The 22,035-nt window shown below is 72.5% G+C and carries 24 protein-coding genes and 3 pseudogenes; 13 read left to right on the top strand and 14 right to left on the bottom strand.

Going from position 1 to position 22,035, the window contains the following annotated elements; all coding sequences use genetic code 11:
• Nucleotides 1-6 precede the first annotated feature (6 nt).
• From ACFWB8_RS13610 to ACFWB8_RS13595, 4 genes are read right to left on the bottom strand one after another with little or no spacing between them, the layout of a single operon-like run.
• A complete protein-coding gene (locus ACFWB8_RS13610) occupies nt 7-1,017 on the bottom strand; it encodes an FAD binding domain-containing protein (protein WP_385225503.1) in 1,011 nt (336 codons plus the stop codon).
• The gene (locus ACFWB8_RS13605) at nt 1,014-1,706 is read right to left on the bottom strand and encodes a 2Fe-2S iron-sulfur cluster-binding protein (RefSeq protein WP_385225501.1); all 693 of its coding nucleotides are present in this window, start codon (nt 1,704-1,706) and stop codon (nt 1,014-1,016) included. Before ACFWB8_RS13605 ends, ACFWB8_RS13610 begins: the two co-directional genes overlap by 4 nt.
• Nucleotides 1,707-1,766: 60 nt before the next feature.
• Nucleotides 1,767-2,120, bottom strand: a complete 354-nt coding sequence (locus ACFWB8_RS13600; RefSeq protein ID WP_385225499.1) for an STAS domain-containing protein — start codon at nt 2,118-2,120, stop codon at nt 1,767-1,769.
• A 45-nt stretch (nt 2,121-2,165) separates the two neighbouring features.
• Nucleotides 2,166-2,684, bottom strand: coding sequence for a SixA phosphatase family protein (locus ACFWB8_RS13595; protein WP_385225497.1), 519 nt, complete (start codon nt 2,682-2,684; stop codon nt 2,166-2,168).
• A gap of 209 nt (nt 2,685-2,893) precedes the next feature.
• On the opposite strand from ACFWB8_RS13595, the gene ACFWB8_RS13590 reads away from it, so the two are divergent.
• Nucleotides 2,894-3,085 carry a hypothetical protein gene (locus ACFWB8_RS13590; RefSeq protein ID WP_385225495.1) on the top strand — a complete coding sequence of 64 codons (192 nt, stop codon included), beginning with the start codon at nt 2,894-2,896 and terminating at the stop codon, nt 3,083-3,085.
• A gap of 467 nt (nt 3,086-3,552) precedes the next feature.
• On the opposite strand, the gene ACFWB8_RS13585 is transcribed toward ACFWB8_RS13590, so the two are convergent.
• The 4 genes and pseudogenes from ACFWB8_RS13585 to ACFWB8_RS13570 form a co-directional block, all read right to left on the bottom strand.
• Entirely contained in the window at nt 3,553-4,032 is a 480-nt protein-coding gene (locus tag ACFWB8_RS13585; protein WP_385225493.1) for a DUF5709 domain-containing protein, read from the bottom strand.
• A pseudogene (locus ACFWB8_RS13580) lies at nt 4,032-4,136 on the bottom strand (DUF6480 family protein); the annotation flags it as partial. The pseudogene ACFWB8_RS13580 and the gene ACFWB8_RS13585, both read right to left, overlap by 1 nt.
• A gap of 117 nt (nt 4,137-4,253) precedes the next feature.
• Nucleotides 4,254-4,787: a DUF5133 domain-containing protein gene (locus ACFWB8_RS13575; RefSeq protein ID WP_385225491.1), complete on the bottom strand. Its 534-nt coding sequence runs from the start codon at nt 4,785-4,787 to the stop codon at nt 4,254-4,256.
• A 99-nt stretch (nt 4,788-4,886) separates the two neighbouring features.
• The gene (locus tag ACFWB8_RS13570) at nt 4,887-5,693 is read right to left on the bottom strand and encodes a VOC family protein (RefSeq protein WP_385225623.1); all 807 of its coding nucleotides are present in this window, start codon (nt 5,691-5,693) and stop codon (nt 4,887-4,889) included.
• 360 nt (nt 5,694-6,053) lie between these two features.
• Here ACFWB8_RS13570 and ACFWB8_RS13565 point away from each other — a divergent pair, with 360 nt between their 5' ends.
• Complete coding sequence (locus ACFWB8_RS13565; protein WP_385225489.1) at nt 6,054-6,320, top strand: DUF4235 domain-containing protein; 267 nt, start codon at nt 6,054-6,056, stop codon at nt 6,318-6,320.
• Between the two features lie 34 nt (nt 6,321-6,354).
• Here ACFWB8_RS13565 and ACFWB8_RS13560 read toward each other — a convergent pair whose 3' ends face one another.
• On the bottom strand, nt 6,355-6,783 hold the full coding sequence (locus ACFWB8_RS13560) for a MarR family winged helix-turn-helix transcriptional regulator (RefSeq protein WP_385225487.1): 429 nt from the start codon (nt 6,781-6,783) through the stop codon (nt 6,355-6,357).
• Between the two features lie 142 nt (nt 6,784-6,925).
• Here ACFWB8_RS13560 and ACFWB8_RS13555 point away from each other — a divergent pair, with 142 nt between their 5' ends.
• The 3 genes and pseudogenes from ACFWB8_RS13555 to ACFWB8_RS13545 form a co-directional block, all read left to right on the top strand.
• A complete protein-coding gene (locus ACFWB8_RS13555; RefSeq protein ID WP_385225485.1) occupies nt 6,926-7,810 on the top strand; it encodes an MBL fold metallo-hydrolase in 885 nt (294 codons plus the stop codon).
• Nucleotides 7,811-7,887: 77 nt separating this feature from the next.
• Entirely contained in the window at nt 7,888-9,228 is a 1,341-nt protein-coding gene (locus ACFWB8_RS13550; RefSeq protein WP_385225483.1) for a cytochrome P450, read from the top strand.
• Nucleotides 9,229-9,242: 14 nt separating this feature from the next.
• Nucleotides 9,243-9,454, top strand: a pseudogene (locus ACFWB8_RS13545) (PadR family transcriptional regulator); the annotation flags it as partial.
• Nucleotides 9,455-9,562: 108 nt separating this feature from the next.
• On the opposite strand, the pseudogene ACFWB8_RS13540 reads toward ACFWB8_RS13545, so the two are convergent.
• Nucleotides 9,563-9,640 (bottom strand): annotated as a pseudogene (locus ACFWB8_RS13540) (methyltransferase); the annotation flags it as partial.
• A 63-nt stretch (nt 9,641-9,703) separates the two neighbouring features.
• Here ACFWB8_RS13540 and ACFWB8_RS13535 point away from each other — a divergent pair.
• Nucleotides 9,704-11,386 carry a SpoIIE family protein phosphatase gene (locus tag ACFWB8_RS13535; RefSeq protein ID WP_385225621.1) on the top strand — a complete coding sequence of 561 codons (1,683 nt, stop codon included), beginning with the start codon at nt 9,704-9,706 and terminating at the stop codon, nt 11,384-11,386.
• Nucleotides 11,387-11,421: 35 nt separating this feature from the next.
• Here ACFWB8_RS13535 and ACFWB8_RS13530 read toward each other — a convergent pair whose 3' ends face one another.
• Nucleotides 11,422-13,287: a cellulase family glycosylhydrolase gene (locus ACFWB8_RS13530; protein ID WP_385225481.1), complete on the bottom strand. Its 1,866-nt coding sequence runs from the start codon at nt 13,285-13,287 to the stop codon at nt 11,422-11,424.
• Between the two features lie 395 nt (nt 13,288-13,682).
• Here ACFWB8_RS13530 and ACFWB8_RS13525 point away from each other — a divergent pair, with 395 nt between their 5' ends.
• Nucleotides 13,683-14,243: a hypothetical protein gene (locus ACFWB8_RS13525; protein WP_385225479.1), complete on the top strand. Its 561-nt coding sequence runs from the start codon at nt 13,683-13,685 to the stop codon at nt 14,241-14,243.
• Between the two features lie 241 nt (nt 14,244-14,484).
• Here the strand turns inward: ACFWB8_RS13525 and ACFWB8_RS13520 are convergent, their stop codons facing one another.
• Entirely contained in the window at nt 14,485-14,787 is a 303-nt protein-coding gene (locus ACFWB8_RS13520) for a hypothetical protein (RefSeq protein ID WP_385225477.1), read from the bottom strand.
• A 237-nt stretch (nt 14,788-15,024) separates the two neighbouring features.
• Nucleotides 15,025-15,750: a phosphoribosyltransferase gene (locus ACFWB8_RS13515; protein ID WP_385225475.1), complete on the bottom strand. Its 726-nt coding sequence runs from the start codon at nt 15,748-15,750 to the stop codon at nt 15,025-15,027.
• Between the two features lie 235 nt (nt 15,751-15,985).
• On the opposite strand from ACFWB8_RS13515, the gene ACFWB8_RS13510 reads away from it, so the two are divergent.
• The 6 genes from ACFWB8_RS13510 (at nt 15,986) to ACFWB8_RS13485 (ending at nt 20,713) form a co-directional block, all read left to right on the top strand.
• Nucleotides 15,986-16,453, top strand: a complete 468-nt coding sequence (locus ACFWB8_RS13510) for an STAS domain-containing protein (protein WP_385225473.1) — start codon at nt 15,986-15,988, stop codon at nt 16,451-16,453.
• 231 nt (nt 16,454-16,684) lie between these two features.
• A complete protein-coding gene (locus ACFWB8_RS13505; protein WP_385225471.1) occupies nt 16,685-16,891 on the top strand; it encodes a hypothetical protein in 207 nt (68 codons plus the stop codon).
• A 118-nt stretch (nt 16,892-17,009) separates the two neighbouring features.
• Nucleotides 17,010-17,165, top strand: coding sequence for a DUF6131 family protein (locus ACFWB8_RS13500; RefSeq protein WP_385225469.1), 156 nt, complete (start codon nt 17,010-17,012; stop codon nt 17,163-17,165).
• Between the two features lie 192 nt (nt 17,166-17,357).
• Complete coding sequence (locus ACFWB8_RS13495) at nt 17,358-18,104, top strand: VOC family protein (protein WP_385225467.1); 747 nt, start codon at nt 17,358-17,360, stop codon at nt 18,102-18,104.
• Nucleotides 18,105-18,575: 471 nt separating this feature from the next.
• Nucleotides 18,576-19,409, top strand: a complete 834-nt coding sequence (locus ACFWB8_RS13490; RefSeq protein WP_385225465.1) for a class II glutamine amidotransferase — start codon at nt 18,576-18,578, stop codon at nt 19,407-19,409.
• A 170-nt stretch (nt 19,410-19,579) separates the two neighbouring features.
• Nucleotides 19,580-20,713 (top strand): glutamate--cysteine ligase, encoded by a 1,134-nt coding sequence (locus tag ACFWB8_RS13485; RefSeq protein ID WP_385225463.1) that lies wholly within the window; start codon nt 19,580-19,582, stop codon nt 20,711-20,713.
• A 46-nt stretch (nt 20,714-20,759) separates the two neighbouring features.
• Here ACFWB8_RS13485 and ACFWB8_RS13480 read toward each other — a convergent pair whose 3' ends face one another.
• Nucleotides 20,760-21,980 carry a serpin family protein gene (locus tag ACFWB8_RS13480; protein WP_385225461.1) on the bottom strand — a complete coding sequence of 407 codons (1,221 nt, stop codon included), beginning with the start codon at nt 21,978-21,980 and terminating at the stop codon, nt 20,760-20,762.
• Between the last annotated feature and the right edge of the window lie 55 nt (nt 21,981-22,035).

Genomic DNA, 22,035 nt, shown 5'->3' with positions numbered 1-22,035 from the left:
GTGGGGCTACGGGTTGCGAGGAGCGGCCTGTGCCCGGCGGGCGAGCGTCGCGAGGACGTCGCGGGCCAGGTTGCGGGCGAGCGGCACCTTGTAGGCGTTGTCCCGGAGGGGGCGTGCCTGGGCCAGCTCCTCCTCGACGGCCTCCCGCAGGTTGGCGGCCGTCGGTTCGGCGCCGTTCAGCCGGGCTTCGGCGGTGGTGGCGCGCCAGGGGCGGTGGGCGAGGCCTCCGAAGACGAGACGGACACGGCAGACGCGGCCGCCGTCGTCGAGTTCGAGGACGGCGGCGACGGAGGCCAGCGCGAAGGCGTACGAGGCACGGTCGCGGGCCTTGCGGTACAGGGACACCGCGCCGGGCGGGGCGGTCGGCAGGACTACGGCGGTGACGATCTCTCCGTCCCGCAGGACGGTGTCCTGCTCGGGGTGGTCTCCGGGCAGCCGGTGGAAGGCCGTCATCGCCACCGTGCGCTCCCCGTCCGGGCCGTACAGCTCGATGTCGGCGTCGAGGGCTGCCAGGGCGACGGCCATGTCGGAGGGGTGGGTGGCGATGCATGCGGCCGAGTGGCCGAGGACGGCATGGTCCCGGTGGACCCCGTCACGGGCGGCGCACCCGCTGCCGGGCCGGCGTTTGTTGCAGGGCTTGGACACGTCCTGGAAGTACGGGCACCGGGTGCGCTGGAGGAGGTTCCCGCCGGTGGTGGCCACGTTGCGCAGTTGTCCGGAGGCGCCCGCCAGCAGCGCCTGCGTGAGGACGGGGTAGCGGGCGCGTACGAGCGGGTGCGCGGCGAGGTCGCTGTTGCGGGCCGTGGAGCCGATGCGCAGGCCTCCGTCGGGCAGCTCCCGCACCTCGTGCAGCGGGAGCCGGCTGATGTCGATGAGGGCCGCCGGTGTCTCGACACCCAGTTTCATGAGGTCGACGAGGTTGGTGCCGCCGCCGAGGTAGCACGCGCCGGGGAGGCGGGCGTGGGCGGCGACGGCTTCCTGGAGGCCGGTGGCCCGCAGGTACGCGAAGGGCTTCACTCGGTCACGTCCGTCACGTCCATCACGTCCGTTACGGCGTCGACGATGCGGGGGTAGGCGCCACAGCGGCACAGATTGCCGCTCATTCGCTCCCGGATCTCCGGAGCGGTCAGCGGGACCGGGCCGGGCTCGGCGAGGACGCCGTCGGGGGTGACGTGCGAGGGATGGCCGGACGCGGCTTCGTCGATCGCTCCCAGGGCGGAGCAGAGCTGGCCCGGTGTGCAGAAGCCGCACTGGAAGGCGTCGCGCCGCAGGAAGGCCTCCTGGAGCGGGTGCAGGGCGCCGTCCGGGGCGGCCAGGCCTTCCACGGTGGTGACGGCGGCGCCGTCCTGGGCCACGGCGAGGAGCAGGCAGCTGTTGACGCGCCGTCCGTCGACCAGGACGGTGCAGGCCCCGCACTGGCCGTGGTCGCAGCCCCGCTTCGGCCCCGTGAGGGCGAGGTGCCCGCGCAGGGCGTCGAGCAGGGTGACGCGGTGGTCCAGCCGTAGGTCGTGATCGGTGCCGTTGACGCGCAGCGTGATGCGCGCATCCAGGGCGGCGGGCGCCGCGCCCTCGGCCGTGCCGGGCCCGCCGCCTGCGGGGTCGCTGTGCCGGGGGTCGCTGTGCTGGGGGTCGCTGCCGCTCGTCACCGCCGCCTCCGATCCCTGTACGTCACCGGTGCTCGCCACCTCTCGCACAGCCTGGCCCATCGCGGGCGCTCCGGCATCCGCGGGCGCCCCGCGGCACGGAGCCCGGTGTGGTGGCCGGCCCTACGTGGCCGGGCCGACGGGGAAGAGGGCCGCCGAATCGCTCAGCGCCAGCAGCCGCAGCATCTGGTGGCTGGGCGCGGTCAGCCGCAGGACGTGGCCCGATTCCTCTGCGCGACGGCGGGCGGCCAGGAGGACGCCCAGGCCCGACGAGTCGCAGAAGGACGAGTTCCGCAGGTCGATGTCGATGGTGGCGTCACGCGACGCATGGGAGACGGCGAAGAGCAGGGCGCTGCGCAACTCCTCCGCGTGGTCGAGGTCCATGTCCCCCCTGACGTGCACCACGCAGGTTTCGGGGGTGGGTGCGGTGAGCCCTGCCTCTGGTTCGTCGTCGTCGTGCTCGTGTCCGGCCGTCATGACGCACCTCCTCGTGCAAGTGGCGCCTGCCCCCTCAGCCGGCCGTCAGTCGCCCGGAGCCCAGAACGCCGCCGGCCGTCCGGTGCCGGGAGCGACGTCCTGCCACTTCCCGGGCAGGGCCAGGACCACGACCGCCGAGGTGGGGAATCCGTCGCGGATCCGGCGCACGAGGCTCTCGGGCCCCGTCCCGCACAAGGCGACGGCCAGCTCGTGGATGCCGGAGTTGTGACCCACCATCAGCAGGTCGGTGACGGCCTCGCCCGTCTCGGCCAGTACGGCCATCAGGGTGTCGGTGTCGGCGTTGTACAGCCGGTCCTCGTAGACGGCGGGGGGCGGTTCGGGCAGCCGGGACACCATCAGCTGCCACGTCTCCCGGGTCCGCAGCGCCGACGAGCACAGTGCGAGGCCGAGGGGGTGACCGGACTCCGCGAGCCATTGGCCCGCCTTCGGTGCCTCCCGTCGGCCCCGGTCGGCCAGCGGGCGGTCGAAGTCGTCGATGGTGCCCTTGGGGACGGCTTTGGCATGCCGTACGAGCACGATCCGGCGTTCGCCCTGTGCAGTCACCGTCTTCTCCTTCTCCACGCTCACGCGACCGGCTGCGGCCGTATGTCGACACGCCTACCCGTATCGGGTCCCCTCAGTCGGCCGGTGAGGCCGACGGGGTGTCACCCGAGCGCCACGCATCGTGACCGACGCCGTGCGAGCCGTCGCTCTTCGTGTCAGCGTGAGGCCGGGGGGGAACAGTGATCCGCGCGTCAGAAGGAGTTGCCGTCATGAGTCGTAAGCAGGACAAGCGCCCGGAGTCCGGCAAGGGCCGCGAGGAGCCCGGACCCCGGCAGCAGCCCGGCCAGGACCCGGTACACCCCGAGTCCGGCATGCGGGCCCGCGGGAAGAGCCCCGAGGAGATCAGGCGCGAGGGTGACCCGCCGGCCGGGGACCGCGGCCGACGCGACGACGCGCGCTAGCCTGCGGCGTACTGGCGGCGAGGGCTGGGAACGCCCGTCCGGACTCGCCGCCGTGCCGCGGCGCATACGCGCTCGCGATGAGAAGAGCGGCCAGGTCGACGGAAGGGAGCCACCGGTGCAGAGGGACGCCCGTTCCGCCTCCGATGGCGATGCGGCCTTGGCGAACATCAGGCGGGCGGAGGTCTCGCTGAATTCGAACGCCTTCCCCCTCGAAGTATCCGACCGGGCTCACGCGGCCCTCGACACCGCCCGGCAGGCCTTGCGGCACGGCGACGGCCCTGCGGCTCTGGCTGCTTCCACCCTCGCGATCCAGCTTCTCGCCGACGCCCTACGCTGAGAGCCCCGGCCGAGCAGACGTATGCCGCTCCTCGGCACCGCGGGTCCTCTCAGGGAAGCGGTGTTCCGCGGGTACCTCCTTGGCTGGGCTGATCGGGTCATCCGTCGTCCCCACGACGGGGAGAGCGCCGTCACGCGCTCGGTCCGAAGCCCTCCCCCTCATCCTCCTCCTCGATGAGGTGTACGGCGGCCTCCTCCGCCGATGCGGCTCCACCGTTCACGCCCACGTCGCGGGCCCGGACGGAGAGCTGGTGCCCGGGGCCGGCCTCCTCGGACGGGGCCAGTCGTCCCGCCCGTACCGGACCGGCCTGGGCGGGTTCGCCGCCCCCGTCGGCGGATTCCTCCCAGGTCCGCTCGTCGGCATCGGCGTCCACCTCGGGAACCTCGCGGGCGAGGCGTCGGTCGAGGCTCTCCCCGGTGTGTCCTTCCTCCGCCGTGGTGCCGTGGTCATGGACCGCCAAGGGCCTCTCGGGCGGCGAGTACCCCGTATCGAGGCTCTCGTCGAGACCCGGCTCGTCCAGGGCGTTCTCCATGTCGGGTTGCGCCTCGGCCGGGTCGTCCGGGTCGGCCGACTGGTAGACGTCGTCACCGTGGGGTGCGGTACTGCTCATGGTTTCTGCCTCTCAGCGGGCGGAGTCTCCCCCGGCGGAACTCCGCCGCCCGGTTCGAGCCCTGTTGTCAGACGGGGATCGGGGTCCGGATTGCTTTCGGGGATGTCTTTGGCCATACCTGGCGGCTCCCCACGATCGAGGCCGTCATGCACGCCGGGGTCATCGGATGAGCCTCGCCGACGTCCACCGCGGCAGGCGGCGACCGGCGGCGGGCGACGTCGTCACGGCCGGTGCCCGGCCGACCAGGGTGCAGCCTCAGAACCTTCGGGCCCCTCGGGCTCCGGGGTCGTTGCCAGGTATTCCTCAGCCGCTCGTACCGCCTGGTGGGGGTTGCGCCGGCCCATGAGTATGCACAGGGTGTACGCGGCGTCGTCCAGTGCTCGCCGGGCCTCGGCATCCCCCGGCGCGGCCCGGACACGGTCCCGACAGACGCGGAAGCGAGCCAGTGCCACCTGGGCCCGGCTGCGGCCCGGCAGCAGTCCGCCGGGGAGTTCATCGGCCGGGGTGCGCGAGGCCCGCACCGCCATCCGCAGCGCCCTCTCCACCCGCCTGGGCACCGGGACGCCCCGCGCGTACTCCGCCAGCGCTCGGGCCACCTCGCGGACCGTGATCCCGGCCGTGCCCGCCGCCACGGCCAGGATCCTCCTGGCGGCGGGGGCCGTGCACGGGGTGAGCGCCATCAGCACTCCGACCGCCCACGCCACGGCGGGCTCCTCGACGACGGGGTGCGGGGGTTCGGACGCAGCAGGAACCACGACGGTGCCATCCCTCCGCTCTGGGGCGGTGTCCGTGAGAGCGAGCAGTACGTGCAGTATGAGTCGTCCGGGGCCGTGCCGCGCCGTGGCCGGGTCCCCTCACGCGCCGGGGACGGTCGGCCGCCCGGCGGCCGGTGTCTGGTCGAGGGTGAACAGGCCGCCGTCCGGGTCCCGCACCGTGACCTGCTGCCCGGTGCCCCGCCACGGGCCACTGTCCGTGACGATGCTGCCGCCGTGTTCGAGTGCCGCCGCCATGGCTGCCTCCACGTCGGGGACTTTGAAGTGGACCAGCCAGCGGGGCCGCAACTGGGGCTCGCGGGACCCGCTCTCCACCGGACCGCTGTTCAGGCGTGCCACCGCCTGACCCTGATGCCGCAGGACCACCTGGTCCTGCTCGTACGAGACCTCGCAGCAGCCGGCGCTCCCGTCCGCCCATTCCAGGACCTCGCCGTAGAAGACAGCGGCGTCGAACGCGTTCTTGGTGTGCAGTTCCAGCCACGCGGGTGCTTCGCCGTCGCCCACCCGCCATTCGGACAGGACGCGACCCTCCCAGATGCCGAAGGACGCGCCCTCGACGTCGGTGGCCAGTGCCGCCCGGCCGCGGGGCGGGTAGGCGACCGGGCCGACCCCGACCGTGCCTCCGCGTCCGCGGATGCGCGCCACCGCGGCGTCGGCGTCGTCGACAGCGAAGTACGCCGTCCAGGCGACGGGTACCGCGAACTCGCCGGCGACCGCCCCGATGCCCGCGACGGGCACACCGTCCACTTCGGCGACGGAGAACGCCTGCCCGAGACCGCCTTTGCGGAAGCTCCAGCCGAGCACGGCGCCGTAGAAGCCCTCCGCCGCACGGAGATCACGTGCCATGAGGCTCAGCCAGCACGGCGCGCCCACGCTGTCGGCCGTCATCTGCACCACGGTCCGCCTCCTTCCCTGGCCCGTCGCCCTACACCTCGACGCTGTCGATCCTGCGGGGACTGGACTCACGCCTTCCCCCGCGCGAACGACTTATGCGCAGCCCGGGGCATCGGGGTTAGCCGCGCGCGAGACCGGGCAGTCGCCCCGAAGACGAAGCGGGCGCGGGAGAACGGTCCGCCGGTCCGCCGAGATCAAGGAATGCGCGCAAGGAACGCGAGCGAGGAACGAGCAGGGAAAGGGAGCACCGATGACCAGGACTCGGCCGTGCTGGCGCGACCGGTGGATGCTGACCGCGGGCGCCGCGGGCCCCGTATGGCTGGTGGCGCGGCAGGTCACGGGACGGAGGCAGCGGTGAAGGCCTCGAAGATCGCTTACAAGCCGGTGGGACTGGCCCTCGGCGCCACCGGTGGCGCGCTGGCCGGCGCCGCGTTCAGGCAGGTCTGGAAGCGGCTCGGTCACGAGGACGACGCGCCGAAGGCCACCGACCAGCACCGGTCGTGGCGGGAGATCCTCATCGCCGCGGCGCTGCAGGGTGCCGTCTTCGCAGTCGTGAAGGCGTTGATCGACCGCAGCGGCGCATTGGCCGCCAAGCGGGTCACCGGCACTTGGCCCGCCTGACCCCCACGCTTGCCGCGCCGCAACCGGCGGCGGCTCAGGGAGAGGTGACGGCCTGCTCCAGCAGGCCGTGAAGGACGCGCTGCTCCCGCGGGTTGAGGCCCGACAGCGGGGAGTCCACGGCGAGGAGCGCGAGGAGACGCGCCCGCAGTGCGGCGCCCTCAGCGGTGAGGACGAGGTGTTTGGCGCGGCGGTCGGTGGGGTGCGGGTGGCGCTCGACCAGGCTCTGCTTCTCCAGCTTGTCGACGACGAAGGTGGTGTTGGAGGGCTCGCAACTCATGCGTTCGGCGAGCTCCCGCATGGTCATCGGCCCGCTCAACTCCCGCAGCGCGGTCGCCTGGGGCGCGGTGAGCCCCAGAGTGGCGGCACGCTCCCGTACATGCTCCGCGATCCGCTGGGCCAGTCCGTTCACCAGACCGCACAGCTGTCGCTCCGCGATGGCCTGCTGCTCGGGGGGCGTCGTCATGGCACCACCCTAACAAGTCCGTCAAGACGAAACATTTCTAGCTTGAATGATTCGAACTTGATGCTTATGGTGGGCGTCGTCGCCGCGGGAAACGCCGCGACGACCTGATTGACGACTTAGACGACTTACAGGAGAGAACCCCATGGCCGACTTGACGGTGGACCAGGACGTACGACTGCGCCGGCCGGCGGGAATCCGCTCGATATGGCTGGGCGACACGAAGGTGTCGTACGTCCCGGACGGTGATGTGCGGCTCCGGCCGCTCCAGCTGCTCCAGGACACCACCGACGAGGTGTGGGCCGCGCACCCGGAGTACCTGGACGCCACGGGCCACCTCGCGGGCAGCGTCGGCGCTCTGCTGGTGGAGCACGGTGACCGTGCGCTGCTGATCGACGCGGGCTTCGGCCCGCAGACGCACGAGTCGCCGGACGGCCCCGTCCACGCGATCCACGGGGGTGCGCTCGTGCACAACCTGGCCGAACTCGGTCACGCCCCCGAGGACATCGAAGCGGTGGCCTTCACCCACCTCCACGCCGACCACCTCGGCTGGGCCTGCCACCCCGCCCCCGGCAGCGACCGGCCCGTGTTCGCCCACGCCGAGTACCTGATCTCCGAACCCGAGTGGGACCGGCGCGACCTCCTGGAAGCCCAGGGCATGACCGAGCAGGTCGCGGCCCTGGCACCGCGGGTGCGTACGGTCACGGACGGGCAGGAGATCTTCCCCGGCGTGCGCGTCCGGATCACCCCCGGCCACACCGTCGGGCACGCCGAGTACGTCATCACCGGGGGCGGACGGCGCCTGATCGCCTTCGGTGACGCCATGCACTCGCCGATCCAGGTCGGCCACCCCGACTGGTCCGCGGCCTTCGACCACGACCGCGCCCAGACCGCCGACCACCGCCGCCGCCTCGTCGCCGAGCTGGCGGAGCCGGGCACGATCGGATTCGGCGTCCACTTCGCCGACGTGGTGTTCGGCCACGTCCAGCAGGATGGCCTCGGGCCGGCCTGGCACCCCCTGGACGCCTGACCCTCCCGGGCCGGGTCGAATCCGTGCGCCGTGAACCCGGGCTGATTGCGGTCCCCCGATCCGGGTAGCCGCAGATCATGTCCGCTCTGCTGACCGACGCCACCTTGTCCCTGGTGGCCCACGGCTACGGGTGGGCCCCGGACCTGCGCCGGGCGCATGACGGTGCAGCCCTGGTCCACACCCGGCTGCTGGGCCACCCCACGGTGCTTCTGCACGGCCCCGAGGCCGTCGCCCTCTTCTACGACGAGGGCCACGTCCATCGCCACGGGGCCCTTCCGGCTCCGGTGCTCGACACCCTTTTCGGCCGGGGAGCGGTGCACACCCTGGACGGGGAACCCCACCGGGTGCGCAAGGAGCTGTTCGTCTCCTTGCTGATGGCCCCGGACGCCGTCAAGGCCCTGACCGACAGCGTCGGGGCGGGCTGGCGCGAGGCCGTGCCCACCTGGGAAGGCCGCAGGGTGGTGCTCTTCGACGAGGTGGCCACGCTGCTCACCCGGGCCGTCTGCGACTGGGTCGGTCTGCCGGTCCCGGACGACGCGGCCAGGGAGATCGCCGAGGACTGCGTCGCCATGGTCGACGGCTTCGCCACCGCCGGGCCCCGGCACGTACGGGCCCGGCGCGCCCGGCGCCGCCAAGAGCAGGCCCTCGCGGCCGCGGTCACCGACCTCCGCGGGCACGGACCGCACCCGGACGGCATCTTCTCCGCGTCCCGGCACGCCTGCGTGGCCGGGAGTCCGCTGGAGGCGGTCGCCCTGCACCGTGAGCCGGACGGCACACTGCTCGATCCGCACACGGCGGCCGTCGAGCTGCTGAACATCATCCGTCCGACCGTGGCCATCGCCTGGTTCGCCGTCTTCGCCGCCCACGCCCTCCACCGCCATCCCGGCCGGCGTGAGCAGCTCCGCTCCGGCGGCCCCGCCCACGCCCGCGCGTTCGCCCATGAGGTCCGCCGCTTCTATCCGTTCGTACCTTTCCTCGGAGCTCGCGCCGTCGACGACTTCACCTTCGCCGGGGACCAGGTCCCGGCCGGGACCCTGCTGCTCCTCGACGTGTACGGGCACCATCACGACCCCGACCTGTGGGAGAGGCCGTACCACTTCGACCCCGGGCGCTTCCTCGGCCGCGAGCCGGGCCGCGATGAACTGATCCCCCAAGGCGCAGGCGACGCACGCACCGGCCATCGCTGCCCCGGCGAGGACATCACGCTCTCCCTGCTCGCCACGCTCGGTCCCGCGCTGGCCGACCTGGACTTCGCCGTACCGCAGCAGGACCTCTCCATCCCGCTGAACCGGATCCCGACGCGGCCGCGCAGCGGATTCGTCATCGAGACCGGACAGCAGCCGGCGAACGCGGCCGGTGCGGGCGGAACGGGCGGAGGGGGCGGTGCCGGAGACCGGCCGATATATGCCGATGGGTGACATACCGTGCGGCCATGAGTGATCGCGCGATGCAGGAACCGACCCTCCTCCTTCTGACCGCGCTCGCCGACGAGCCCCGCCACGGCACGCCATCGCGCGCGAGGTGGAGCTCATCTCGGGCGGGCGCGTCACGATGCGGACCGGCACCCTGTACGGGGCCTTGGAACGCCTCCTGGGTCAGGGGCTGACCGAAGTCCACGAGGAGCAGATCGTCGACAGTCGGCTGACCGTCCGCGCTGAGCGGTCGCTTCGCAGCCCGGCTCCCGGTGCGCGTTCGCCGGCGCGGCGGGTACCGCGGGCTCGGGTGCACCGCCCTGGCCGTGCGCCCGCGGGGCGCGAGCCAGCGATCGTGGGTCTGGCTGCCGACGGCGGCCTCGGGGTTGCGGCGCTCGTCCGGGGCCATCACGGCCCTTCGCATGCCCGTCCGGCGGCGCCCCGGGATGCGGGCGCCGTGGGCGCGGATGAGGATGGAGCGGTGGACGCCCTGGACTCCGCGGCAGACCGCGAGTACCGGATGCTGCGGCACATCGTGAACGGCACGAACGCCGGCGTGGCCGTCCTCGACACCCGGCTGCGGTACCTCTACGTCAACCCGCGCATGGCGCGCTGGAACGGGATCCCCGCCGAGGACCTCATCGGCCACACGCTCGCCGAGCTCTCCCCCCACGTCCACCGGTCCGAGGGCGTACTGCGCCAGGTGCTGCTCGACGGACAACCCCGGGAACTGGTCCTCAGCGGCAGCACCCGTGCCGCGTCCGCTTTCGAGAGGCGGGAGTGGCGCAGCACGTACCACCGCTGGGAGGAGGACGGCCGGGTGTTCGGGCTGATCGGTGTCGGCCTGGAGGTCAGCGCCCCCCGCCACTACCTGCGCGCCCTGGAGAGCGCGCACCGCCAGCTCACGCTGGTGGACGCGGCAGCGGCCCGGATCGGGAGCACCCCGGACCTCGACACCACCTGCGCCGAGCTGGCCGACTTCCTGGTGCCCGGCCTCGCCGACGTGGTCACCGTCGAGGTGCTCGCCGAGGAGGGAGCGGGTCGCGCCAGGCCGCTCAAAGGGGTGCTGAGGCTGCGCCGGGCGGCGATGGCCGCCGCGCCCGAGCTGCTGGAGCAGGTGCGGGCCTTCGGCAGGCCCGGCGCGTACATCGACTACCAGCCCGGCTCGGCGATCCCCCGCTGCCTGGAGACCGGACGGCCGATTTACGACAACCTCGCCTCCGACGAGGCCTTCCGTGCCGCCGCACCCCAGCCCGAGCGGGTCGCCGCATACCGGGCGCTCGGCATCCACTCCGCCCTCGTCGTCCCCCTCCTCGCCTCGGGTCAGGCCATCGGCACCGTCTCCCTGGCTCGGGCCGGCGAGTCGCCCACGTTCACGCAGGAGGACATCAAGGCGGCCCAGGCCCTGGCCGAACGGGCCGCCGTGAGCCTGGCCAACGCCCGGCACTACACCCGCGAGCACACCATGGCCCTGGAGCTGCAGCGCGCGCTCCTCTCCGAGCCGACGCTGCCGCATCCGGACCTGGAGGTCGCCTCCCGCTATCTGCCCTCGGGCACCGGCGCGCTGGTCGGCGGTGACTGGTTCGACACCATCGCCCTGCCGGACGGCCGAACCCTGCTGGTCATGGGGGACGTGATGGGCCACGGGGTCGAAGCGGCCGTCGCCATGAGCCACTACCGGTCCATGCTGCGCACCCTGGCCACCACCGGCCTGGCTCCCGAGGAGATCCTGGAGCAGGCCGACCACATGATCACGATGTTCGGGTTCGAACGCGTCGCCACCTGCCTGCTCGCCCTCGTGGACACGTCACAGAACACGTGCACGTACGCCAGCGCCGGCCATCTCCCTCCCGCCCTGATCCGGACCACCGGCGGCACCCTGTTGCTCCCGGTTCCCCCCGGCCCTCCGCTGGGCACCGGCTTCAGCGGCTACCGGTCCGTGACCCGGACCCTCCAGCCCGGCTCGGTGCTGCTGCTGTACACCGACGGGCTCCTGGAGCGCCGGGAGGAGGACATCAACACCTCGCTCCGGCGCCTCGCCGACCTCGTCCTGCCGACCGGCGTACCGCTCGAAGAAGTACTCGACACCGTGCTGCTCCGGCTCGCGACGGCCCCCGTCGAGGACGACACCGCCGTCCTCGTCGCCCGTGTCCGTAGCACCTGACCGCCGGGCCGCCGGGCCGCCGGTGCCGTGGTGCCTCAGAACGCGGCCGCCGCCCATCGGGCCAGTTCCCGCTGTACGGCCGCGCGCTGCTCGGCCGTCGCCGGGGCGGCGCTGACCAGCGCGAAGTGCAGTCCCTCCGCGGCGCCGGACAGGAGGATCCGGCGGGCGCTCGTGCCGCCGGGCTCGGGGACGACGGCGATCGCTCCCGTGGTCCCGGGTCCGGTGACCGCGCCGAGGTCCGAGACGACCGTGGTCCGGGCGGGATCGAAGCCGGCGGGCAGGTGCAGTTCGGTCGGCGCGCTCGCGCCGGCGGCGCCACGCCAGACCAGCACTCCGTACGGCAGTTCCGTGCCGACCAGTCCGGTCAACTCCGGCATGGCGGACGGAATCTGATTCCACGTCATCAGCGAACCCGAGTCGCGCGAGCGGTCCTCGTAGAGGAACGCGAGCGCATGCCCGGCGACCGCACTCGGGTACAGCCGGTCCAGGAGCCTCGCGTCCTGGCGCAGGACCGGGGCGCCGCTGCCGTCGAGGCGTACGGCGGACAGGTCCTCGTCGTTCCAGGCGTCGCCCACAGTGCGGATCTTGCCCGGGTTGCCGTTCATCACCTCGTGATGGCGGCCGCTGTAGATGTCCCACTGCCACTGGGTCGCGGACAGTACGGGTCCGGCGGCGGCCGGGTTCTGCCACCAGGTGCGGCCGCCGAGTCCGCTGTCGAGCGCCTGGTACTGGCCCTTGACCACGGACGGGGCCTTGTCGGACGACGTGCCGGTCAGCGGATGGCCGAACTCGCTGACGAGCGCCGGGGCGTTGAGCGCGGTGGACCGGTCGCGTACGGAGTTGAAGTCCGCGGCGTACTCGCCGTCCTTCGCCTTGGACAGGTTGAAGAAGCCGGACATCCGCGCCTGGTCGTAGAAGTGGGTGTTGAACACGTACCGCGGCCCCAGGGTTCCCACGCCGCCGAGCCCGCCGGGCTGCTTCATGAAGGAGAGGTTGGAGTTCCAGAACATGTTCGGCTCGACGAGGGCGGCCTTGCCCTGCCAGCCCGCCGCGTCCATGCGCGCCCGGAACTTCTCATAGAAGGGCCAGAGCCGGCCCTGTTCCCAGGGGGCGCCGTCCTCGCCGCTCGCGTACTGGCCCGCGTAGGGCTCGTTGTACGGGTCGAACCCGGCGATGCCCGCGAACTCCGTCGCGTCCAGATGACCCGCGAGGTACGTCATCGTCGCCTGGGCGGTATCGAGGAACGCGTCCTGGACGCCGTTCCGGTTGACCCAGAAATCGCGCATGGCGCTCTTGACCGTCTGGTTCTGGGTGATGTTCTGGCCCCAGTGGACGCAGATCCCGCAGGACTCGCGCGGGTAGCCGCCCGCTTGGACCACCCAGCGCGGTGCGCCGTCGCCCGAGTACCAGCTGTCCTTGTCGAAGACGTAGCGCGAGAAGAGGTCCTGGTGGAAATCGGGATACACGCGCAGTCCGACGGCCAGGAACTCCCGCATCTGCGCGGTCGCCCGGCTCAGGTAGACCTCGTCGACCTGCCCGCGCACGGGCTCGGCAGCCGCCCACGACAGGAGGAACCGCACGGAGTTCGCCCCGCCCAGCTCGCGCAGGGCCCGCGCCGACTTCCGCGCGTCCTCGACGCCGGCGAAGGGCAGCCCGCCGTACTCGGCCAGCTTGGTCTCGCCCGAGACGTTGAAGCCGCGCAGGACGACCTCGCGCCCGTAACCGTCGACGAAGTGCGTGCCGCTGACGCCCACTTCGGCTTCCCGTGCGTCGTACGGGACCCCGGCGGCGGCGCTCGCGGGAGCTCCCGCGCACAGAGAGGACGAGGCGAGGACGGCGAGTACCGCACCCCACGCCCATCGGCCGGAACCATGCGCCTCACGCATCACCTGGGTCGTCATGGCCGTACTGTCATCCCCATCTGATGAATCGTCAACAATTTCAGCAGGCGCGCCGTACACAACCGGCCATGGTCGAGTACGGCACGGCACGCTGTGGCTTCCAGGTGGAAGGCGCCCGTGTGGGCTACTGCCGGGTGTCGTTGAGGGTGGCGCCGCGGAACCGGAGGCGTCGGCGGTGCGATCGGCGCCCGGACTCCCCGGACTCCCCGGTCACCGTCCCGGCCGCGTCCTTTCGGAGCGCGCCGCCGGAGAGTGCGAAGCCCGTCGCAGAATACGACTACGTCACCGCCGGGATCGTCAACGACGTGGACCTCCTTGCCACCGCACCGCTCAACTCCAGGGCAGCTGAGGGGCGTTTAGCTCCGAGGATCGGCGCATGCGCGTAGCGTGGCGGCATGAGCACGTTGCCGGAGGGGAAGGGTCCGAAGGTGCCCCCCTCGTACCCGCCGAATACGCCCAAGCCACAGAAGAAGCCGGTCGAAGCGCCGCGCCCCCAGCCGGCCGCCAAACCCACGTCGGCGCTGCTCGGGCCTCGACCCAGGATGCGGATCCGCAACCGGCGTACCACCGCCCTCACCTTCCGCGCCGACGCCTGGGCCGCCGGCAAAGCCGCCGCCCGGACCCTCGCACAGGTAGGCGAGTGGGGGTATGCGGCGGCGCAAGAGGACCTGCTGTCAGCCGTACGCCTCCTGGTCGAGGGGGCCGTCACCGGCGGCGGCAAGCGGGTCAGCGTCCACCTCGCCGACCAGGACGGCCTGATCCTCATCGTCGCCCTCAGTCATCAACTCACGTCAGCACAGACCGTGGTGGGACAGCGGGACGGACTTCTGGCCCAACTCGTGGCACTGCGCACCGTGGACAGCTGCGGCACCGACACCGCCGAAGACGGCCACCGCCTGTGGGCCCTCCTGGACGCCGCTCCCCCACCGCACCGCCCCGGCACCACCACCACGTAACGGCCGCAGCCCACTCGCAACGGCGCAGCCCCGGGCTGCCATCACCTCGGGTCGGCCGGTGGCTACCAGCCCGGCCACCGGCGGCCCGAGAGCCTGGACGCACGGCGCCGACCGGCTTCGCGGCCGAGGAACGTGGCTCCGGGGACGAGTGTCGCGGCGATCGACGCAAGGCTGGTCACCGCCCAGCGGCCGCAGCGGAGGCTCTGACATCGTGGAGCGCTTGCACCGGTGCCGCCCTGCGTCAGTCCCACCAGACGGCGAGAATCAGGCGCCGTTGGGCTGCAGCCCGGTAGAACTCGCGCAGGGCATCGAAGTGTTGTATCAGGTACATCCTCAGGCCGCCGACGATCCCCTCTGCCCCGTGCCCGATCAGGGAAGCGGCCTCTGCCTCGTCGGCGGGCAGGGTCGCCAGGATCGCCGGGAAGTCGATTCGGCCAAGAAGGTCGGAGACGCGCGGATCCCCATTCGGCGATGTGTCGGCTGACCGACGGCGGGCGGCGAGATACTCCGCGGGAATGCGTGCGAGCTGTTGGGTGACGGCCATGACGACAGTATCCCGACGCCGTCCACCGGTTTCCCGAGGACTCCGGTGGCGTCGAAGGACCTTCCGCTACGGGAGAGCAGGGGCGGGCCGTCGATCCCGTCGGCGGGTGGCCAGGACGCGGACGCCGTCCAGTTTCCGCTCGAAGGCGGCCTTCGGATTCGGCGGTCTTGGTGAGGTCACGCCGTGGTGATGGCGCGTCAGCGCGTCAGCGCCTCCTTGGCCGTCATGCCGCCCTCCTCACGCTCCGGTTCGATGCCAAGGTGTGGTGGTGGGTGCGGTGGGTGCGGTGGGTGCGGTGGGTCTCGCGAGGCGTCTCCTCGTTCCCTGGTGCTCCAGGATGTCGATCACCTCTTGGTCGGAGACTTGGCGGAAGTCGTCGTACCAGGCCCCGACGGCTCCCAGGTCGCGGTGGGGCCGGAGGCAGACGACCCGGTCGGCGTCCCGGCTCAGCTCCTCCGCGGCCCCCGCGGCGCACACCGGTACGGCGAGGACGAGAACGGCTGGGCCCTCGGCACGGATCCTGCGCAGAGCCGCGCGGGCGGTGACCCCCGTGGCCAGTCCGTCGTCGACCAGGATCACCGGGCGACCGCGCAGGACGGGGGCGGGGCGCCCGTGCCGGTAGAGGGCGTCGCGGCGGTGCAGTTCGGCGCGTTCCCGAGCCACGTCGGGGGTGAGTTCCCGGGGGGTGAGGCCGAGCATGCGCAGAGCGCGCCGGTCGAAAAGGGGCGGGTCGTCGCCCGCGATGGCGCCGATTCCCACCTCCGGCCGGCCGGGCATGCCGATCTTGCGGGCGACGAGGACGTCCAGCGGAGCGCCGAGCGTCCGGGCGACCTCGGCTGCGACGGGGACTCCGCCGCGCGGAAGGCCGAGCACGATCGGTTCGGGCCAGCTGTGGGTCGCCCACAGTTCTTCCAACGTGGCGGCGAGTTGCCGGCCTGCCTGTTGGCGGTTCTGGAAGCGCATCGGAATCCCTCCTCACCCTTCGCCTGCTGCACGCTCGTCACCATCCGGTGCGCCGGCTCGCCCTCCTCCCGTGACATTCCCCCTCCGGGCCCCCTCGGGGGTCACGTGGTAGGGCTGCCCCGGACGAGCATGATCACGCCCATGGGATCCGCGAGGGCCGCGCCTGGTACCCCCGGGTGGATCCGGGGTAGGCCTTCATGAACGGATCCCCTTCCTGGCGAGGCGAAAAGACGCCATGGACACCATCGACAGCGGCGCCCTCCAGATCACCCTCCGGCGCTACGGACCGACCGTGCACCTGACCCTGGCCGGGGAACTCGACCACGAAGCCGACGCCCCGCTCGCGCGAGTCCGAGCCGCCGCCTTCCGCGACGGCGTCGACGTCCTCGCCTGCGACCTCCACCACGTGCGCTTCATGGACGTCTCCGGCCTGCGCTGCCTGCTCGGCCTCCAAGAGCACGCCCGCGCGTACGGCATCACCGTGCTCGCGTACAACTGGCAGCCGCAGCCCCTACGGCTGCTCCGCCTCCTGGACGGCACCGAGCCCTGCGACGAGAACGGGCTGCGGGCATTGCTCGACCTCCTGGGCGATCACACCGGGGCCCGCCTCACGGCCGGAATCGACCCCGCCCACGCCGGCACGTCCACGCTCGTGGGCGCCGAGCGCCGCCCCGACCCGGGTCCCCCACCAGCGTCACAGTGACGGCACGTACACCGGGGAGCCACGGGAAGCGGGCGCGCGTCGCCATGGCCGCCGCGCCCCGAGCTGGGGCGTCGCACCCGACGCCACGGCTGCGTCCGACCGGGCGCGGCCCGGCGCGCGGGGGGCCCGGCGCGCGCGGGGCCCTGCGTTTTCCGTACGGCCCACAGGCGTACCGGGGCTTCGGGTGGGCATACGCCTTCCCACACGTTCGAGGCCGGATCGGAGCAGACCATGAACCGTACCGGGCAGCCGACGGGCCGCAGGGGATCCGGGGAACCCGAGGACCCCTGGCAGCACTTCCAGCAGGTCCGGCGAGCGATGGACCGCCTGCTGGAGCTTTGCGCGGACTCCGCCGGCGGCGGACCCGATACCGCCGTCCCGTGTCCGGCCGGCAGCGCGGGCGCGACGACGTCGGCGTCGGCCAGCCGCTCCTCGTAGACGGCGCGCAGAACCCCTCACCCGCACCCTGGCCCTACGGCTCCGGCAAGCAGGATCGCGGCTTGCGCATTCCGCCGCCAAAATAGGGCATAAGGGACTTGCGAGATCGGAGAACGTCATGATCGCACTTGGAATCGTCCTGTTGATCCTCGGCTTCATCTTCGGAATTTCGATCCTGTGGACCATCGGGATCATCCTGCTCATCATCGGCGTCGTCTTGTGGATCCTCGGCTCCGTCGGACACGCGGTCGGAGGACGCAAGCACTACTGGTAGACGCACCGCCCGAGGCTCCCCGAGCGTCCGGACGGCGGCGTCGGCCGCACCCCTCCCGCAATCATTTCGTCACTGACCGTGGTCGGCCTGCGAGTAATGTGGGAGGGGTCCGGGTCCCCTGAGGCGGATGGGGTTGGTGGCGTGTCGACATCAAGTCACGAGACATTCGGTGCACCCTGCTGGGTGACTCTCATGACCCGCGACCTCAGCGCGGCTCAGGAGTTCTACGGCGCGGTGCTCGGCTGGGATTTCCGCCCCGGCCGCCTCGGTGAAGGGTTCTCCGTCGGCTTCCTCGAGGGGGTCCCGGTCGCCGGCCTCGGCACTCTCGCCCGGGCGCTCTCGATCCCCGTGGCCTGGACGCCGTACTTCGCCGTGGACGACGCCGACGTCACGGCCGCGCGGATTCTCGAGCGCAGCGGGACCGTCGCCGTCGGCCCCCTGTCCTTCGGCACCGGACGGGCGGCGCTCGGCGCCGACCGCGACGGGGCGGCGTTCGGGATCTGGCAGGGAGCCGCCATCCCCGACTGGGGTATCGGCGGCGAGGCCGCCCCTGCCTGGCTGGAGCTGCGCACCAGGAACGCCTTCGACGCCGCCATCTTCTACGCGGAAGTGCTCGAGTGGGCCTGTGACCACGCCGGCTGCTGCGAAGTCGCGTACGACGAGGAGGACGACCGCATCCTGCTGCGCCACGGGCGCCGGACGGTGGCCCGCCTGCGCGGCGGGGCACTGGCCGAGGCCCCCGACCCGCAGGTCAGGCCCAGCTGGGACGTCCACTTCCGGGTCCCCGACCTCGAAACCGCGGTGAAGACGGCCACCACCCTGGGCGGAAGCCGCCTTCCCGGCCCGGACCCCGATTCCCTCACCCGCGAGATCACCCTGCGGGACCCCGACGGCGCCCTGTTCGGCATCGCCGGGCCGGCCGGGCCCGGCCCCTCGTAACACCCGCTTGACCGGCTGCCGCGTTGCTTACGGGGCCCACGGCCCGGGTGGCCGCCCAGGACAAACAAGGGCAGACGCAGGCTGCGTACGCTGCGCCGCGGCATCAGGCCTTGGGCGTCGCCCGGGAACCGGAGCCGCCGCCACTGGATCGGCCTGGGCCCGTGCCTGCTCGGCGCAGCGTGCGCTGCTCTGCTCGCGTGCGCCGTCTCGACCTCCACTCCGGCGCTCATCTGGGCCTTCGCGGCCGTCTGGGCCCTGACCCTCACCGTCCTGCTCCGGCTCGTGATCCGCTGGTGCCGCAGGACTGCGCACTTGACGGAATGCGCGGGTGGCGGTGAGAGCCGCGTACGACTCGGTCGGTCACGCATGTGGGTGCGGGCGCCTGCCCGCGGCGTCGCGTCGCCTGTCACAGCGAGAGGGGGGCCGGTCGCGGAGTTACGCTCGGAGCAGGCCGCGAAAGGAATGGTGCGCATGTGCCGCTGGCTCGCCTACTCGGGTTCGCCCATGCTGCTGGACGCCGTGCTCTACCGTCCGGAGCACTCGCTGATCAACCAGAGCCTCCGTGCGCGCATGGGTGTCGAAGCGACCAACGGCGACGGCTTCGGCATCGGCTGGTACAGCACGGACGGTGACGGCACACCGGCCGTGTTCCGGGACACCGCACCTGCCTGGAACAACCGCAACCTGCGCGAGCTCGCCGCGCACGTCCGCTCACCGCTGTTCTTCGCGCACGTGCGGGCCTCGACGGGCTCGGCAGTCCAGCAGACCAACTGCCACCCGTTCCGTCACGGCCGATGGCTGTGGATGCACAACGGGGCCATCGCGGACTTCCAGCGGCTGCAGCGGGACCTGTGCATGGCCGTCGACCCGGCGCTCTTCCCGTCCATCGAAGGGTCCACCGACTCCGAGGTGATGTTCTACCTGGCGGTCACCTACGGCCTCGACCAGAACGTCCCGGACGCGGTCGCCAGGATGGCGGGGCTGGTGGAGCGGCTGGGCAAGGAGCACGGCGTGCCGGAACCGCTCCAGATGACGGTGGCGGTCAGCGACGGGGAACGCGTCTGGGCCTTCCGCTACTCCAGCGGGGGCGCGTCGCGGTCGCTGTTCTACAGCAGCCGTGCCGAGACCGTCCGCCACCTCCACCCGGAGCTGCACTACCTCAGCGAGATCTCCGACGAAACCCGCATCGTCGTCTCCGAGCCGCTGGGAGACCTGCCCGGCGTGTGGAACGAGCTTCCCGAGGCCAGTTACGCGGTGATCCCCTCCGGGGGGGAGGACTACCTCCCCTTCATCCCGGAACGCTGACGGCCGCGCCCCTGCTTGAGCGGCGATCCGAGGGGTATGCGCCCCTCATCAGCAGCCCAGCCAGTAGCCGGAGGGCGTTTCCGATGTCACTGACCGTGTCCAAGCCTTCTGCGGAACATCCTGGAGGCCCAGGCGGAGGCACAGGCGGAGGCGCAGCCCGCCCAACGACCGTGGCACCTGGGACGGAGAACGGCCCGAGCCGGGTCACGGCACTGACGATGGGCGTCGAGGAGGAGTTCCTGCTCGTCGACCGCCGCAGCCGGGCCCCGGTGGGTCGTGGACCCCGCGTCATAGAAGCCGCCTCGCGCACGCTCGGCCCGCTGGTGCAGCAGGAGTTCTTCACCGCCCAGGTGGAGGTGTGCACCAGTCCCACGGCGAGCCCTGCCGCGCTCAGAGCCCAACTGGCCGGGCTGCGGGCCGAGGTGATCCGCGCCGCGGCCGCCGAGGAATGTCTGCTGCTCGCGGCCGGAACCCCCGTCATACCGCCGGAGCTTCCCCTGACGGTCACCCGCGACGACCGCTACCGGAGGATGGCTTCGCGCTTCGCGTCGGTCCTCGGCGACTACGGCCAGGCGGTGTGCGGATGCCACGTGCACATCGGGATGGGCTGCCGGGCCCAGGCCCTCGAGATCGCCAACCGGATGCGCCCGTGGCTGCCCTCCCTCCAGGCGCTCGCCGCCAACTCCCCCTTCAGCCGGGGCGAAGACACCGGATATGCCAGCTGGCGGGCGGTGGAGCACGCCCGCTGGCCCACCGTGGGGCCCGCCCCGGTCCTCGACGAAGCGGGGTACAAGCGGGTCGCCGACGCGCTCGTCCGGAGCGGAACGGTGCTGGACCGGCGAATGATCTACTGGTACGCCCGGCCGTCCGAACACGTCCCGACCCTGGAGATCCGCGTCGCCGACGTGAACGCCCGGATCGACACCGTCGTACTCCTCGCGCTGCTCGTACGAGGCCTCGCCGCCACCCTGGGTCCGGAGGCGGCCGAAGGGGTTCCGGCCCCGGTCCTGGAGTCCGCAAGGCTGCGTGAGGCCCACCGGCGCGCGGCCGCGTACGGCATGCAGGGCGACGGCCTCGACCCGGTCAGCGGGGCCCCGGTGCCGGCGTGGGCCCTCGTCGCCCGGCTGCGCGCACGGGCGGTCCCGGGACTCGCCGCCTCGGGCGACCTGCCCCTCGTCGACACGCTGCTCGACCGCGTTTACGCCGAAGGCGCCGGGGCCGCTCTGCAAAGAGCCGCCCACCGCCGCCGCGGACGGCTCATCGACGTGGTGGACGGCCTCGCGGAAACCGTCGCGGCCGCCTGAGACGACGTACGCCCGTCCTTCGGCCGGGCGGCGCTGACGGATCCGGTCAACTCCATTTCTCCGCACCGTCGTTGTCGCCGGTCGGCTCCTCGTACGGGAGGGGGTCCGTCACCCAGCCCGCGGCGAGGACCAGGCGGGAGGTCCGGTGGACCGCGAGGAAGCCGAAGGGGCGGTGGAAGGCCACTTCGGCCCGGCGGACGCGGTACCGCAGACGGGGCACGGCGGCACCGGCGCCTATGGCGAACGCGGTGACGGCCGCGGCCTCGAAGCCCTCCGCGTGGAACCGGGCCACGGCCGACTGGCGGGCCGAACCGATGGCCAGCGGGTCAGTGCTGATCCCCGGAAAGTGACCGTGCCGGTCGTCCGTGGCGCTCTCCAGCCCGAACAGCCTTGGGCGGTCCAGGAGATCGTGATCCGCTCTCACCTCGAAGGCCACCGTCTCGAGGTGCAGCCACTCCTGACGGTCCGTCGAGGGCACCCGCTCGATGCGCAGGCCCGGCCCCGGGTTGCCCTCGGGGAGCAGGCTCGCGCCCGTTGAGGGAATCGCGCGGGTAACGGCCGCGATGCCGGCCTGCAGGACCTGGCCCGGCGAGGCTTGTGGCTCGCCGAGGACGAGGTGGACGTCTACGCCGCCGTCGCCCACCACCTCCAGCAGGCTCACCGGCCCGGTCGGAGCCTGCGCGACGCGGACCCGGTCCAGGAGGGCCGTACTGCGGCTCAGGCCGAGCAACGGCCTTTCGGACCAGGGGCCTTCGTCGATCCAGGCCGTCCCGGGCCGGAAGGGCCGTATCCACCGCAGGCGCAGGGCCAGTGCGGAGGCGAGCACGAGGCGGGTTTCCCGGTCGAGGTCGACCGGCATCTTCTCGATGAGGCCGTCGGTGCGGTCGGCGGCCCAGACGTCCAGGGCCTTCTTGTCGGTGTCATCGTCGCCGGTCAGGGCGCCGCGGGTCCCGGCGGGAAGCCGGGCCGACCATCCCTCCTCCAGCGGGAGGTCCCGCCGCGCCCACAGGCCGGTGGCCGCGCGCAGGCCCCGTACGCCATCGAGAGCGGTCAGCAGCTCCCGGGCAGCCCCGGCCGCCGCCGGGGCGGGTATGCCGACGGCCTCCGCCAGCTCGGCGCGGGCCGGCCCGGCGGCGCCGTCGGCCAGGAGGGCCAGCAGTGGCCAGAGTCCCGGGGCCGTGAACACCGTGCCCGTGCCGTCCGTCGCCGCGTGTCCGGCCCAGCGCGTGGTGAGGGCGTTGACCGCCCGAACCGTGGAGATCTTCATGTGCGGGACAGTAACGGGCTGGGGAGCCGGTGGCCCGCCCCCCGCCGTGGGGCTG

Source organism: Streptomyces sp. NPDC060031 (genome assembly GCF_042736805.1).
In the GTDB taxonomy this organism is placed as follows: domain Bacteria; phylum Actinomycetota; class Actinomycetes; order Streptomycetales; family Streptomycetaceae; genus Streptomyces.
This window is presented reverse-complemented; position numbering and strand designations above follow the sequence as displayed.